The organism is Paraburkholderia sp. HP33-1, from assembly GCF_021390595.1.
GTDB lineage: Bacteria > Pseudomonadota > Gammaproteobacteria > Burkholderiales > Burkholderiaceae > Paraburkholderia.
The window spans coordinates 3,005,181-3,020,441 of sequence record NZ_JAJEJR010000001.1 but is presented as its reverse complement, the minus strand read 5'-3'; the positions used below and the strand labels follow the sequence as shown (position 1 = coordinate 3,020,441).

At 65.2% G+C, this 15,261-nt stretch carries 13 protein-coding genes; all 13 read left to right on the top strand.

All coding sequences use genetic code 11. From position 1 onward, the window contains the following. The first annotated feature begins 449 nt into the window (after nt 1-449). From mraZ to L0U81_RS13775, 13 genes are read left to right on the top strand one after another with little or no spacing between them, the layout of a single operon-like run. Nucleotides 450-878, top strand: a complete 429-nt coding sequence (gene mraZ, locus L0U81_RS13835) for a division/cell wall cluster transcriptional repressor MraZ (RefSeq protein ID WP_233803521.1) — start codon at nt 450-452, stop codon at nt 876-878. 15 nt (nt 879-893) lie between these two features. Continuing rightward, nucleotides 894-1,847: a 16S rRNA (cytosine(1402)-N(4))-methyltransferase RsmH gene (gene rsmH / locus L0U81_RS13830; protein WP_062124834.1), complete on the top strand. Its 954-nt coding sequence runs from the start codon at nt 894-896 to the stop codon at nt 1,845-1,847. Further along, the gene (ftsL, locus tag L0U81_RS13825) at nt 1,844-2,194 is read left to right on the top strand and encodes a cell division protein FtsL (protein ID WP_233803519.1); all 351 of its coding nucleotides are present in this window, start codon (nt 1,844-1,846) and stop codon (nt 2,192-2,194) included. Before rsmH ends, ftsL begins: the two co-directional genes overlap by 4 nt. Beyond that, nucleotides 2,191-4,056, top strand: a complete 1,866-nt coding sequence (locus L0U81_RS13820; RefSeq protein WP_233803517.1) for a peptidoglycan D,D-transpeptidase FtsI family protein — start codon at nt 2,191-2,193, stop codon at nt 4,054-4,056. Before ftsL ends, L0U81_RS13820 begins: the two co-directional genes overlap by 4 nt. Next, nucleotides 4,053-5,615, top strand: a complete 1,563-nt coding sequence (locus L0U81_RS13815; RefSeq protein ID WP_233803515.1) for a UDP-N-acetylmuramoyl-L-alanyl-D-glutamate--2,6-diaminopimelate ligase — start codon at nt 4,053-4,055, stop codon at nt 5,613-5,615. The genes L0U81_RS13820 and L0U81_RS13815 overlap by 4 nt, the downstream gene beginning before the upstream one ends. Beyond that, nucleotides 5,612-7,024 (top strand): UDP-N-acetylmuramoyl-tripeptide--D-alanyl-D-alanine ligase, encoded by a 1,413-nt coding sequence (locus tag L0U81_RS13810; RefSeq protein ID WP_233803513.1) that lies wholly within the window; start codon nt 5,612-5,614, stop codon nt 7,022-7,024. The genes L0U81_RS13815 and L0U81_RS13810 overlap by 4 nt, the downstream gene beginning before the upstream one ends. Before the next feature lie 17 nt (nt 7,025-7,041). Beyond that, entirely contained in the window at nt 7,042-8,211 is a 1,170-nt protein-coding gene (gene mraY / locus L0U81_RS13805) for a phospho-N-acetylmuramoyl-pentapeptide-transferase (RefSeq protein WP_233803511.1), read from the top strand. 25 nt (nt 8,212-8,236) lie between these two features. Then, complete coding sequence (gene murD, locus L0U81_RS13800; protein WP_233803509.1) at nt 8,237-9,748, top strand: UDP-N-acetylmuramoyl-L-alanine--D-glutamate ligase; 1,512 nt, start codon at nt 8,237-8,239, stop codon at nt 9,746-9,748. Next, a complete protein-coding gene (ftsW, locus tag L0U81_RS13795) occupies nt 9,745-11,010 on the top strand; it encodes a putative lipid II flippase FtsW (RefSeq protein ID WP_233803507.1) in 1,266 nt (421 codons plus the stop codon). Before murD ends, ftsW begins: the two co-directional genes overlap by 4 nt. Next, complete coding sequence (gene murG, locus L0U81_RS13790; protein WP_233803505.1) at nt 11,007-12,131, top strand: undecaprenyldiphospho-muramoylpentapeptide beta-N-acetylglucosaminyltransferase; 1,125 nt, start codon at nt 11,007-11,009, stop codon at nt 12,129-12,131. Before ftsW ends, murG begins: the two co-directional genes overlap by 4 nt. Next, a complete protein-coding gene (murC, locus tag L0U81_RS13785; protein ID WP_233803503.1) occupies nt 12,128-13,531 on the top strand; it encodes a UDP-N-acetylmuramate--L-alanine ligase in 1,404 nt (467 codons plus the stop codon). The genes murG and murC overlap by 4 nt, the downstream gene beginning before the upstream one ends. A gap of 1 nt (nt 13,532) precedes the next feature. After that, nucleotides 13,533-14,474, top strand: a complete 942-nt coding sequence (locus L0U81_RS13780) for a D-alanine--D-alanine ligase (RefSeq protein WP_233803501.1) — start codon at nt 13,533-13,535, stop codon at nt 14,472-14,474. Between the two features lie 23 nt (nt 14,475-14,497). After that, entirely contained in the window at nt 14,498-15,250 is a 753-nt protein-coding gene (locus L0U81_RS13775) for a cell division protein FtsQ/DivIB (protein ID WP_233803499.1), read from the top strand. The last annotated feature ends 11 nt before the right edge of the window (nt 15,251-15,261 follow it).

Here is a 15,261-nt window from a genome sequence, read left to right as displayed (position 1 = left end):
GGCGATTCATATCGCCGACCGGAGTACTGCAGGTATCGTCGCAACGCTCGCTCAATGCATTTGTCATAAGTGGGACGGCGCCATGCGCGCCGCTCGTCATCCGTCTGCGCAGCACTGGTTTTTTCCTTCCAGCCGCCTTAACGATCTCTTTCAATCCGCGCGGTTTCCCCGCACTTTTCACGTATTACCTTCACAAGTTGCACTAGCCCATTAATTTATAACGGTTTTCCGTTTTATACGGGACGTGAAGGAGTCGCGCTAAGTCCTTGTTCTAGCAAACAAAATCCGCTCGAAAAGCGAGTCGCTCCCTTGACCCGTGTTTAGCGTTCCTCTAAAGTGGGAGACAGTGTGAGAAAGTGTATTTTTGTGTGTTGTCGAGATCACTTTCGGGTAGATTTTCACGTACCGGGCGAGCGGCGCAAAACGGCGTCGCAACAGGGGAGAGCAAAGTGTTCCAAGGGGCGTCGGCGCTGACGCTCGATGCGAAAGGGCGGATGTCGATTCCCTCTCGTTATCGGGATGCGCTGCAAACACAGGCAGAGGGCCGGGTGACGATCACCAAGCACCCGGACGGCTGCCTGTTGCTCTTTCCGCGCCCCGAATGGGAACTCTTCCGCGACAAGGTCGACAAGCTCCCAATGAACGCGGCCTGGTGGAAGCGCATTTTTCTCGGCAATGCAATGGATGTGGATATGGACGGCGCAGGCCGGGTGCTCGTGTCGCCGGAGTTGCGCGCGGCTGGTTCGCTGGAGAAAGAAGTGACCTTGCTGGGCATGGGGCGTCACTTCGAGTTGTGGGATGCACAGATCTACGCCGCGAAGGAACAGGCGGCGATCGCCGAGGGCATGCCCGACGCGTTGAAAGACTTCACGTTCTGATCGCGGCTAACTGATATGGCACCTGCGATGGGAAACGAATTGCAGCATCGCACGGTGCTGCTTAACGAAGCGGTCGATGCGCTGGTCACGCGCGCCGACGGCACGTATGTGGACGGCACGTTTGGCCGTGGCGGCCATAGCCGCCTCGTGCTGGAGCGGCTCGGTGAAGCAGGGCGGCTGATCGCGTTCGACAAGGATCCGCTTGCGATCGCGACGGCGCAGAAGATCGCCGATCCGCGCTTTGCCATCGTGCACGAGAGTTTTGCTTCACTGCGCGCCGCGATGGCGGAGCGCGGGGTAGGGCGTGTGTCGGGCGTGTTGCTGGATCTTGGCGTGTCGTCGCCGCAAGTCGACGATCCGGAGCGGGGCTTCAGCTTTCGCGCCGACGGCCCGCTCGATATGCGGATGGACCCGACGCGCGGCGAGTCCGCGGCTGACTGGCTCGCGCGGGCCACGGTGCAGGAACTGACGGAGGTGATACGAGATTATGGGGAAGAACGGTTTGCTTTTCAGATTGCAAAGGCGCTTGTTGCTCGCCGGGCAGAGTCCGACCGTCTTGGGCCTCTCGTCAGCACGGGCGAGCTTGCCCAAATCGTGGCTAACGTCGTCAAAACCCGTGAGAAGGGCAAGGACCCGGCAACCCGCACCTTTCAGGCTATACGGATTCACGTCAATCAAGAGCTTGCGGAGCTGCAAGTCGTTCTAGAAGCAGCGTTGTCGTTGTTGGAGCAAGGGGGGCGGCTGGTGGTCATCAGCTTTCATTCGCTCGAGGACCGTATCGTCAAGCGATTCATGCAGGCGCACGCAAGCACGCCGGCGGTCGACCGCCGTCTGCCGATCCGCGCGGTCGACCTGCCGAGCCCTCCGCTCAAGATCATCGGCCGTGTATTCGCCAGCGACGCTGAAGTCGCCGACAACCCGCGCGCCCGTTCTGCCGTGATGCGCGTGGCGGAGCGGATCGCGCCATGAACCGCCTCAATATCTTCCTGCTGATCATCGTGATGGGCTGTGCCTTGTCCGTCGTCAACGCGACCAATCAGCAGCGTCAGAACTTTATCCAGCTGCAGCGCGCACAGTCGCAGGAGCGTCAGCTGCAGCAGGACTATTCGCAGCTTCAATATCAGCAGAGCGCGCTGTCCAAAACATCGCGCATCGAGCAGTCCGCCACCGCCTCGCTGAAGATGCAATCGGTCACCACGGGCCGCACCCAGTACCTGACGCTCGACCCGGGTGCCGCGACGGCGATCGACGCCCCCATCCCGACTTCCGCTCCGGCCCCGGCGCCGCTCGCGACCCGTCGCGGAGGCACGCGATGAAAAAATCGTCGGCGCGCAAGAGCGTCGCGTTTTCGGCCAACCCGATCCTGTCGGTGCGCCTGCCGATGTGGCGCTCGAAGCTCGTGGTGTTTTTGCTGTTCATGGCGTTCGTCGCGCTCGCCGCGCGCGCGTTCTGGATTCAGGGCCCGGGCAACGCGTTCTATCTGAAGCAGGGTGAAATCCGCTATCAGCGCCGCATCGACATGCCGGCCACGCGCGGCAAGATTCTCGACCGCAACGGCCTCGTGCTCGCCACGAGTCTGCCGGTGCGCGCGATCTGGGCGATTCCCGAATCGGTGCCGGACGACCTCGGCGCCGACAAGCTCGACGCGCTCGGCAAGCTGCTCGGCATGACCACCAAGGAGCTGCGTGCGAAGCTGTCGGAGGACAAGACCTTCGTCTACGTGAAGCGCCAGGTGCCGGTGGACGTCGCCGACAAAGTCGTCGCGCTCGACATCCCCGGCATTTACTCGCGCGATGAGTACAAGCGCTTCTATCCGGAAGGCGAGATCACCGCTCACCTGATCGGCTTCACCAACGTCGAGGACGAGGGCCAGGAAGGCGTCGAGCTTGGCGACCAGAAGCTGCTCGCGGGCATGTCGGGCAGCCGTCGCGTGATCAAGGACCGGATCGGCCACATCATCGAGGACGTGGACGAGCAGGTCGTGCCGCACAACGGGCAGGATGTCGATCTGTCGATCGACAGCAAGATCCAGTACATCGCCTATACGAACCTGAAAGCCGCCGTCGAGAAATTCAAGGCGAAGGCCGGCGCGGCGATGGTGATCGACGTGCGCACCGGCGAAGTGCTCGCGCTCGTCAATTACCCGACCTACAACCCGAACGACCGCTCGCACCTGACCGGCGACCAGCTGCGCAACCGCATCCTGACCGACACGTTCGAGCCGGGCTCGATCATGAAGCCGTTCACGGTGTCGCTCGCGCTCGATCTGCACCGCGTGACGCCGACTACACTGGTGGATACGGGCAACGGTCATTTCGTACTCGACGGCGCGCCGATCACCGACGACAGCGGCTTCGGCGTGCTGACGGTCGGCGGCGTGATCCAGAAGTCGAGCAACATCGGCGCGACCAAGATCGCGATGCAGCTGCGGCCCGAAGAGATGTGGAACATGTACACCAGTATCGGTCTCGGCCAGGCGCCGAAGGTCGGTTTTCCGGGCGCGGCGGCGGGCCGTCTGCGTCCGTGGAAGAGCTGGCGCCGCATCGAGCAGGCGACGATGTCGTACGGCTACGGCTTGTCGGTATCGCTATTCCAGCTCGGCCGCGCGTACACGTCGATCGCGCACGACGGCGAAATCATGCCGGTGACGATTTTCCATACGCCGGGCAACCAGCCGGCCACCGGTCCGCAGATCTTTTCGCCGACCACCGCGCGTGAAGTGCGCGCGATGCTCGAAACCGTCGTGTCGCCGCAAGGCACGTCGCCGGACGCGGCGGTGCCCGGCTATCGCGTCGGCGGCAAGAGCGGTACCGCGTACAAGCACGGGCCGCACGGCTACGACCACTCCAAATATCGCGCGTCGTTCGTGGGCATGGCGCCGATGCCGAATCCGCGCATCGTCGTCGCGGTGTCAGTCGACGAACCGACCGCCGGCAGCCACTTCGGCGGCCAGGTGTCGGGCCCGGTGTTCTCGGGCATCGTCGGCGATACGCTGCGCGCGCTGAACGTGCCGCCTGACATGCCAGTCAAGCAGACGGTCGTGTCCGACGATTCGACGCCGCCCGCGCCCAGCGCGCCGGCCACGCAGTCCGACGCGAACAAGCTGTCAACGAGTCCCGGCGTGAAGAAAATGACCATTTCCGCCAACCCGAAAAATCATCCAGGAGTCGAGCGATGAGCGCGCTGCGCGAGCAACATCCAGCGCACCGGCAGATTGCCGACGCCCTCGCCTGGCTGCATGCGCACGTGCAGCCGGGCGCGCATTTGCACGCCGACACGCGCTCACTCGCGGCCGGCGACGCGTTTCTCGCGTACGCGGTCGAAGGCGCGGACAACCGCGCGTTCATCGACGCCGCGATCGAGCGCGGCGCGGCCGCCGTGCTCGTGCAACCCGAAGGCTTCGGCGGCACGCTCGATGCGTCCGTCGCGCACGCGGTGCCGGCGTTGAACGAACTCGCCGGCACGATCGCGAGCGCGTGGTATCGCGATCCGAGCGACGCGATGCTCGCGGTCGGCATCACCGGCACGAACGGCAAGACTTCGTGCAGCCAGTGGATCGCCGCGGCGCTGTCCGCGCTCGGCACGCGCTGCGCGATCGTCGGCACGCTTGGCACCGGCCTCGTTGGCCAGCTCGTGCACACCGGCTTCACGACGCCCGACGCACCGCAATTGCAACGGAGCCTCGCGCAGTTGCGCGACGCGGGCGCGCAGGCGGTGGCAATGGAAGTGTCGTCGCATGCGCTGCATCAAGGGCGCGTGAACGGCACCGCGTTCGACGTCGCGGTGTTCACGAACCTGACGCAGGACCATCTCGACTATCACGGCACGTTCGAGGCCTATGAGACCGCCAAGACGCGCCTGTTCGCATGGCCCGGGTTACGCGCAGCCGTGATCAATCGCGACGACGCCGCCGGCCGGCGTTTGCTCGCGAGCACGCGTGGTCACGCGCGCACGATCGCCTATGGCATCGAGTCCGGGCAAGGCAACGCTCACGCGAAAGACACACCGCAAGCCGACGCGTGGCTCACCGCATCGAACGTGCGCGCCACCGCAGCCGGCACCGCGTTTCATCTGAACACGTCGGACTGGGGCAATGCCGAAGTCGAAGTGCAAACGCTCGGCCTCTTCAACGTCAGCAATCTGCTCGCGGTGCTCGGCGTGCTGCTCGCCGCCGACGTGCGGTTCGACGTGGCGCTCGCCGAACTCGCGAAGCTCGAATCGGTGAACGGCCGTATGCAGCGTTTGGGCGGCCGCCTGCAGAACGATGAACCACTCGTCGTGATCGATTACGCGCACACGCCCGATGCGCTCGAAAAAACGCTCGAAGCGCTGCGTCCGATCGCGGCCGCGCGCGGCGGCGAACTCGTCTGCATGTTCGGCTGCGGCGGCGACCGCGATGCGACCAAGCGTCCGCTGATGGGTGCGATCGCCGAGCGGCTCGCGGACAACGTCGTCGTGACGAGCGACAACCCGCGCAGTGAAGATCCGCTCGCGATCATCGAGCAGATCGCCACGGGCATGCAGGACGCCTCGAAGGCACGCCGCATCGAGGACCGCGCGAGCGCGATCCTGCAGGCGATCCGCGGCGCCGCGCGTGAAGACGTGATCGTGCTGGCCGGCAAGGGGCACGAAGCGACACAGGAAATCATGGGCAAGAAACGCGCTTTCTCCGATCAGGACCATGCCCGCCTCGCGCTCGCCGCACGGGCGACACAAACTCGCGGAGGTGGCGAATGACGATGTTCTCGCTACGCGCAGCCGCCGCGCAGATTCCTGGCGCAACCGTCACCGGCGACGACAGCGTGCGCTTCGAACGCGTGTCGACCGACAGCCGCAGCGCCGGCCCCGGCGATCTGTTCATTGCGATCAAGGGCGATCGTTTCGACGCGCACGACTTCCTGTCGCAAGTCGCTGAGCGCAACGTCGCTGCCGTGCTCGTCGCGCGTACGCCGGAGAACTGGAGCGTGCCCGCGATCCGCGTCGCCGACACGCGCGAAGCGCTCGGCGCGCTCGCGCGCGGCTGGCGTCGTCAGTTCGATATGCCGCTCGTCGCGGTCACGGGCAGCAACGGCAAGACCACCGTCAAGGAAATGATCGCGTCGATCTTCGCGGCCGCGGTCGGCACCGATGCGCGTCTCGCCACCGCAGGCAATTTCAACAACGACATCGGCCTGCCGCTCACGCTGTTCCGTCTGCATGCCGCGCATCGGCTCGCGGTGGTCGAGCTCGGCATGAACCATCCGGGCGAAACCGAACTGCTCGCGAAGCTCGCCGAACCGACGGTCGCGGTCGTGAACAACGCGCAGCGCGAGCACCAGGAATTCATGGCGACCGTCGAGGCGGTCGCGCTCGAACACGCCAGCGTGATTCACGCGCTGTCGCCGCAAGGCACGGCCGTGTTCCCCGCCGACGACGCGTACGCGAGCATCTGGCGCGTCGCCGCCACCGGCAATCGCATCATCGATTTCGCGTTGAACAGCGCGGAGCGCACGACCGAAGCCGCGGTGAAGGGCACGTTCGACGGCAAGCGCCTTTCAATCGACACGCCGCAAGGCCACGTCGACGTCACGTTGCAGGTGCTCGGCAATCACAACGCGCACAACGCGCTCGCGGCGACCGCGGCTGCACTCGCCGCGGGTGTGTCGCTCGACGCGATCCAGCGCGGCCTCGAATCGTTCGGCGCGGTGAAGGGCCGCCTGCAGGTCAAGCAGGCCGCGCTCGGCACGCTCGCGGGTGCAACCGTGATCGACGACACCTACAACGCGAATCCCGACTCGATGCGCGCCGCGATCGATGTGCTCGCGTCGCGCGCGTCGCCGCGTGTGCTCGTGATGGGCGACATGGGCGAAGTCGGCGACAACGGCCCGGCGTTTCATCGCGAAATCGGCGCGTATGCGAAAGAGCGCGGTATCGACGCGCTGTATGCGATGGGCGACGCCTCGCGCGACGCCTGCACCGCGTACGGCGCGGGCGCGCACCACGTCGCCGATGTCGGCGCTCTGGTCGCGCAACTGCAGCAGGCCGGCTTCGGCGCTGCTGCAACGCTTCTCGTGAAAGGCTCGCGCTTCATGCAGATGGAGCGCGTGGTGGACGCCGTTACGAGTCCACAACCCAACGCCGCGGGCACGACGCCTGCCGCACATTGAAATAGAAGGATCCAGGCATGCTACTGGCGCTGGCGCAATGGCTGCAGAATGACGCAAGCTTCTTGCGCGTGTTCAGTTATCTGACGTTTCGCGCGGTGATGGCGACCATCACCGCGTTGTCGATCGGGCTCGTCTGTGGCCCGGCGGTGATTCGCAAGCTGACCGCGATGAAGGTCGGCCAGGCCGTCCGCAAAGATGGCCCGCAAACTCACCTCGTCAAATCCGGCACGCCGACGATGGGCGGCGTGCTGATCCTGCTCGGCATCGGCGTGGCCACGCTGCTGTGGGCCGATCTGACCAACCGCTTCATCTGGATCGTGATGCTCGTCACGTTCGGCTTCGGCGTGATCGGCTGGGTCGACGATTACCGCAAGGTCGTCTACAAGGACCCGCGCGGCATGTCGTCTCGCGAGAAGTATTTCTGGCAGTCGGTGATCGGCCTGTTCGCGGCGGTCTATCTCGCGTTCAGCGTGTCAGAGGCGAGCAACGTGCGCGTGTTCGACCTGTTCATGGCGTGGGTGCGCAGCGGTCTGTCGATGGGGCTGCCCGCGCGCGCCGACCTGCTGCTGCCGTTCGTCAAGTCGATCAGCTATCCGCTCGGCGTGTGGGGCTTCATCGTGCTCACGTATCTGGTGATCGTCGGCGCGAGCAACGCGGTGAATCTGACCGACGGCCTCGACGGCCTCGTGATCATGCCGGTCGTGCTGGTCGGCGGGTCGCTCGGTGTGTTCGCGTACGTGATGGGCAGCTCGGTCTACTCGAAGTACCTGCTGTTTCCGCACATTCCCGGCGCCGGTGAATTGCTGATTTTCTGTTCGGCGATGGGCGGTGCGGGTCTCGCGTTCCTGTGGTTCAACACGCACCCGGCGCAGATGTTCATGGGCGACGTCGGCGCGCTCGCGCTGGGCGGCGCGCTCGGCACGGTTGCGGTGATCGTGCGTCAGGAAATCGTGCTGTTCATCATGGGCGGCATTTTCGTTGCGGAAACGCTGTCGGTGATGCTGCAGGTCACGTGGTTCAAATACACCAAACGCCGGTTCGGCGAGGGGCGGCGCTTCTTCAAGATGGCGCCGCTGCATCACCATTTCGAATTGTCGGGCTGGAAGGAAACGCAGGTGGTCGTGCGTTTCTGGATCATCACGTTGATGTTGTGCCTATTCGGTTTGTCCACGCTCAAATTGCGTTAAGCAGCAGTATTTAAGGAAGCAGGCGATGTTCGGCGAGAAGTTTCGGGATCGGCAAAAGCCGATGGTGCTCGTGCTGGGACTGGGTGAATCCGGTCTCGCGATGGCGCGCTGGTGCGCCAGGCACGGCTGTCGGCTGCGCGTGGCCGATACGCGTGAAGTGCCGCCGAACCTGTCCGCGCTCGAAGCGCATGCTGTCGATGCCGATTTCGTCGGCGGCGCGTTTTCGCCGGCGCTGCTCGACGGCATCGAGCTGGTCGCGATCAGCCCGGGTCTGTCGCCGCTTGCCGCCGATCTGCTGCCGCTGATCACGGCGGCTCGTGAGCAGGGCATCCCGGTGTGGGGCGAGCTCGAACTGTTCTCGCAGGCGCTGCGCACGCTCGGCGAGTCCGGCTACGCGCCGAAGGTGATCGCGATCACCGGCACGAACGGCAAGACCACGACGACGAGCCTGACCGGCTTGCTGTGCGAACGCGCGGGCAAGAAGGTCGCGGTGGCGGGCAACATCAGCCCGTCGCTGCTCGACAAGCTGTCCGAGGCGATCGACCAGACCGCGCTGCCCGACGTGTGGGTGCTCGAACTGTCGAGCTTCCAGCTGGAGACTTCGCATACGTTTACGCCGGACGCGGCGGTCGTGCTGAACATCACGCAGGATCACCTGGACTGGCACGGCGGACTCGAGGCGTACGCTGCCGCGAAGGGCCGCATCTTTGGTACACAGACGGTGCGCGTACTGAACCGCGACGATGCGCGCGTGATGGCGCTCGCGCCTGCAGGCGGCGACGCGGAGATCGTCACGTTCGGCGTGACCGAGCCGAAGAACGACGGCGACTACGGCCTTTTGCGCGAGAACGGCATGGTGTGGCTCGTCGAGGCGCAAGATCGCGACGCGAGCGACGAGCCCACCACGAAGCGCCGTCGCAAGAACGAAGCAGCCGCAACGCCTGACATCGCGCTGAAGCGCCTGATGCCCGCCGACGCGTTGCGCATCCGCGGCTTGCACAACGCCGCGAACGCGTTGGCCGCGTATGCGCTCGCACGCGCGATCGGCCTGCCCGGTGCGCCGCTCCTGCACGGCCTGCGCGAATATCGCGGTGAGCCGCATCGCGTGGAACTGATCGCGTCGATCGACGGCATCGACTATGTGGACGACAGCAAGGGCACCAATGTCGGCGCGACGGTCGCCGCGCTCGACGGTCTCGCGCAACGCGTCGTGCTGATCGCCGGCGGCGATGGCAAGGGGCAGGCATTCGAGCCGCTCGCCGCGCCGGTGATGCGCTGGTGTCGCGCGGTGATGCTGATCGGCCGCGACGCGCCGCAGATTCGCGCGGCGCTCGAACATAGCGGCGTCGCGATTACCGATTACGCGACGCTCGAAGACGCGACGCGCGCGGCCACCGCGCTCGCTCAGCCCGGCGACGCGGTGCTGCTGTCGCCTGCGTGCGCGAGCTTCGACATGTTCAAGGGTTACGCACACCGCGCGGCGGTATTCCGCAGCACGGTCGAAGAGATCGCGGCCGAACGGGGGACGATGATATGAGCTGGTCGGAACGCTTCGGTGCGCGCGAACCAGCCGGCCGCAACGGCGCCGCGGCGCGCAGGTCCACCCGCACGGGCGGCAGCGGTCTCGCGAGCGCGGTCAACGGCGTGCGGCCTCTGCGCTCGCGCATGCTCGACTACGATCACTCGCTGCTGTGGGTCGTCGTCGCGCTGCTCGGGCTCGGCATCGTGATGGTGTACTCGGCGTCGATCGCCATGCCCGATTCGCCGAAGTACGCGTCGTACCGCGATTGGGCGTTCCTCGTGCGCCAGATCATCTTCGTGCTGATGGGCTCGGCGATCGGCGTCGCGTCGTTCCGCATTCCGATTTCGACGTGGGACAAGTACGCGCCGAAGCTCTTCCTGATCTCGCTCGTCGCGCTCGTGATCGTGCTGATTCCGCACATCGGCAAGGGCGTGAACGGTGCGCGCCGCTGGATTCCGCTCGGCATCACGAACATGCAGCCGTCGGAAATCATGAAGCTCGCGGTGACGATCTACGCGGCGAACTATACGGTGCGCAAGCAGGAATACATGCACAGCCTCGCGAAAGGCTTCCTGCCGATGGCGGTCGCGGTCGGTCTCGTCGGCATGCTGCTGCTGCTCGAACCGGACATGGGCGCGTTCATGGTGATCGCGGCGATCGCGATGGGCGTGCTGTTCCTCGGCGGCGTGAACGGCAAGCTGTTCGGCGGCCTCGTCGCGACCGCGGTGGGCACGTTCACGTTGCTGGTGTGGGCGTCGCCGTGGCGTCGTGAGCGGATCTTCGCGTACCTTGATCCGTGGGACGACCGTTACGCGCAGGGCAAGGCGTATCAGCTCACGCACTCGCTGATCGCGTTCGGGCGCGGCGAATGGTTTGGCGTGGGGCTCGGCGGCAGCGTCGAGAAGCTCAACTATCTGCCGGAGGCGCATACCGACTTCATTCTCGCGGTGATCGGCGAGGAGCTGGGTTTCGTCGGCGTGCTGGTCGTGATCCTGATGTTCTACTGGATCGTGCGCCGCTCGTTCGAGATCGGCCGTCAGGCGCTCGCGCTCGATCGCACGTTCGCGGGTCTCGTCGCGAAGGGCGTCGGTATCTGGTTCGGCGCGCAGACCTTCATCAACATGGGTGTGAACCTCGGTCTTTTGCCCACCAAGGGTCTCACGTTGCCGCTCGTCAGCTACGGCGGTTCGGGCATTTTGCTGAACTGCGTGGCGATCGCGGTATTGATGCGGGTGGACTACGAAAATCGTGTGCTGATGCGCGGGGGCAAAGTATGACGGCCCTGCCACAACGCACGCTGATGGTGATGGCCGGCGGCACCGGGGGACACGTGTTCCCGGGGCTCGCGGTCGCGCATCTGATGCAGGCGTGGGGCTGGAAAGTCGTGTGGCTCGGCAACCCCGCGGGCATGGAAGCGACGCTCGTCCCGAAGCACGGCATTGCGATGGAATACGTGCGCTTCGGCGGCGTGCGCGGCAAGGGGCTGAGGACCAAGCTGATGCTGCCGGTGAACCTGCTGCGCGCGTGCACGCAGAGCTTGAGCGTGCTGCGTCGCGTGAAGCCCGACGTCGTGCTCGGCATGGGCGGCTACATCACGTTCCCGGCCGGTCTGATGGCCGCGCTGAGTGGCCGGCCGCTCGTGCTGCACGAACAGAATTCGATCGCGGGTCTCGCGAACAAGGTGCTCGCAAAGCTCGCGAAGCGCGTGCTGGTCGCATTTCCGAATGCGTTGCCGCACAGCGAATGGACCGGCAATCCGATTCGCGAGGAACTTGCGCGCGCGAATGCACCCAAAGCACGCTACGCGCAGCGTAATGGTCCGCTGAACGTGCTCGTCGTGGGCGGCAGTCTCGGCGCCGCCGCGTTGAACGAAGTCGTGCCGCGCGCGGTCGCTTTGCTCGCGCCGAACGAGCGGCCGCGCATCGTGCATCAGGCGGGCGCCAAGCATATCGACGCGCTGCGCGAGAACTACGCGGCGGCGGGTCTGCAGGCAGGGGCGGACGTCTCGCTCGTGCCGTTCATCGACGACATGACGAGTGCCTACGCCCAGGCCGATCTGGTGATCTGCCGCTCGGGTGCGATGACGGTATCGGAAATTTCGGCGGTCGGCGTCGCGGCGCTGTTCGTGCCGTTCCCGTACGCGGTCGACGATCACCAGACCACTAATGCAGCGTTCCTCGCCGACAACGGCGCGGCGCTGGTCGTGCAACAACGCGATCTGTCGGCGGAAAAGCTCGCCGACTGGTTGCGCAGCCAGACGCGGGAAAGTCTCGCGGAAATGGCGGAGCGTTCGCGCTCGCTCGCGAAACCGGATGCCACCGAACAGGTCGCGCAGATCTGCGCGACGGTGGCGGGTGCGGGTTCGATGGCGGGCGTGAGCCCAGAAGGAAAGCAATGAAACACATCGTCAAACACATTCATTTCGTCGGCATCGGCGGCGTCGGCATGAGCGGCATCGCCGAAGTGCTCGTCAATCTCGGCTATCAGGTGAGCGGCTCGGACCTGTCGGGCAACGCGGTCACCGAGCGCCTCGCCGCGCTCGGCGCGCGCATTTCGATCGGCCACGCCGCGGAGAACATCGAAGGCGCGAACGCGGTGGTGGTGTCGACCGCGGTGCGCAGCGACAACCCGGAAGTGCTGGCCGCGCGTCATCGCCGCATTCCGATCGTGCCGCGCGCGGTGATGCTCGCGGAACTGATGCGCCTGAAGCAGGGCATCGCGATTGCCGGCACGCACGGCAAAACGACGACCACGTCGCTCGTCGCGAGCGTCCTCGCCGCGGGCGGGCTCGACCCGACCTTCGTGATCGGCGGGCGGCTGATCAGCGCGGGCGCGAATGCGCGTCTGGGCACCGGCGACTTCATCGTCGCGGAGGCGGACGAATCGGATGCGTCGTTCCTGAACCTGTTCCCGGTGATCGAAGTCATCACGAACATCGACGCCGATCATATGGACACTTATGGTCACGACTTCGCGCGTCTGAAGCAGGCATTCATCGAATTCACGCACCGTCTGCCGTTCTACGGCATCGCGGTGCTGTGCGTCGACGATCCGAACGTGAAGGAGATCCTGCCGTTCGTGTCGAAGCCGATCATTCGTTACGGTTTCGCGGCCGAAGCGCAGGTGCGCGCGGTCAACGTCGAAGCGCGTGAAGGCCGCATGCACTTCACCGCGATGCGCGAAGACGCGCCGTCGCTCGACATCACGTTGAACCTGCCAGGCGAGCACAACGTGCAGAACGCGTTGGCCGCAATTGCAATTGCGACTGAACTTGAGGTGAAAGATGCCGATATCCAGCGAGCGCTCGCGGATTTCAACGGCGTCGGCCGACGCTTCCAGCGTTATGGCGAAGTGCCGGTCACAAGCGACGGCCAGGCCGCGGGCTCCTACACGCTGGTGGACGACTACGGTCACCACCCGGTCGAAATGGCCGCCACGGTGGCGGCGGCGCGCGGCGCGTTTCCGGGCCGCCGTCTGGTGCTGGCGTTCCAGCCGCACCGCTTCACGCGCACGCGTGATTGCTTCGAGGATTTCGTGAAGGTGCTGTCGACCGTCGACGCGCTCGTGCTGACCGAAGTCTATGCGGCCGGAGAAGCGCCGATCGTCGCCGCCGACGGCCGCGCGTTGGCGCGCGCGCTGCGCGTCGCCGGCAAGGTCGAGCCCGTGTTTGTCGATACGGTCGATGAAGTGCCGGACGCGCTGTCCACGGTAGTGCGCGACGGTGATGTGGTGATTACGATGGGCGCGGGTTCGATCGGCGGTGTGCCGGTTCGCCTCGCTCAGCAACAGAAGGTGTGACATGAGCAGTATCGACCCTAAACAATTCGGCAAGGTGGCAGTGCTGCTCGGCGGTAACTCCGCCGAGCGCGAGGTGTCGCTCAATTCCGGGCGCCTCGTGTTGCAAGGCCTGCGTGACGCGGGCGTCGACGCGTATCCGTTCGATCCGGCCGAGCGTCCCCTGTCCGCGTTGAAAGACGAAGGCTTCGTGCGCGCGTTCAACGCGCTGCATGGCGGCTACGGCGAGAACGGCCAGATTCAGGGCGCGCTGGATTTTTATGGCATCCGCTACACCGGCAGCGGCGTGCTGGGCTCGGCGCTCGGTCTCGACAAGTTCCGCACCAAGCTCGTGTGGCAGCAGCTTGGCATTCCGACGCCGCCGTTCGAAGCGGTGCTGCGCGGTGACGACTACGAAGCGCGCGCGAAAGAGATCGTCGCGAAGCTCGGTCTGCCGCTGTTCGTGAAGCCGGCGAGCGAGGGTTCGAGCGTCGCCGTGATCAAGGTGAAGAGTGCGGACGCGTTGCCCGCCGCGTTGATCGAAGCGGTGAAGTACGACCGCATCGTCGTGGTCGAGAAGAGCATCGAAGGCGGCGGCGAGTACACCGCGTGCATCGCGGGCAATCTGGACCTGCCGGTGATCCGTATCGTGCCGGCCGGCGAGTTCTACGACTACCACGCGAAGTACATCGCCAACGATACGCAGTATCTGATTCCGTGCGGTCTCGGCGCCGAGGAAGAAGCGCACCTGAAGGTGCTCGCGCGTCGCGCGTTCGACGTGCTCGGCTGCACCGATTGGGGCCGTGCGGACTTCATGCTCGATGGCGAAGGCAAACCGTATTTCCTCGAAGTGAACACGGCGCCTGGCATGACCGATCACTCGCTGCCGCCGAAAGCGGCGCGCGCGGTCGGTATCAGCTATCAGGAACTGGTCGTCGGCGTGTTGGCGCTGACGTTGCAGGATTAACCAAGGCAAGCGCAAGCAACACCATGTGGAACAACGTTCGCCAGCTCAATCTCGCCACCAACGCGCTGCATGCGTTGCTGGTGCTCGTGCTGCTGGCGGCGGGCGGTTACTGGCTGATCCAGCGCCCGAATTTCACGCTGCGCGAAATCCAGATCGACGGCGACACCGAGCACATCAATTCGCCGACGGTGCGCGCAGGCGTAGTGGGGCGACTGAAGGGCAACTTCTTCACGGTCGATCTTGACGTCGCGCGGCAGGCGTTCGAGCAGATGCCGTGGGTGCGTCACGCGAGCGTGCGGCGCGTGTGGCCGAATGCACTGGCTGTCACGCTCGAGGAGTACAAGCCGCTTGGGACGTGGGGCAGCGATCAGCTTGTGAGCGTCGACGGCGAGCTGTTCACCGCGAACCAGGGCGAACTCGACGGAGACCTGCCTGCGTTCGACGGGCCGGACGGTACGGCGAAGGAAGTCGTCGCGCGTTATCACGACTTCCAGAAGTGGTTCGCGGCGATCAACGCGGCGCCCGAGGAAGTGACGCTGTCGCCGCGCTACGCGTGGACGGTGAAGCTGTCGAACGGCACGCAGGTGGAGTTGGGGCGCGAACGCAATCAGGACACGCTGGCCGATCGCAGCAAGCGCCTGACTGCGGCATGGAGCGCGGTGACGCAACGTTGGGGAAAGGATATCGAGTATGCGGACTTGCGCTATCCGAACGGTTTCGCGATTCGTGCCGCTGGCATGCGCTTCATCAGCGAACCCGACAAGGGCAAGAAGTAAACGGACATCAC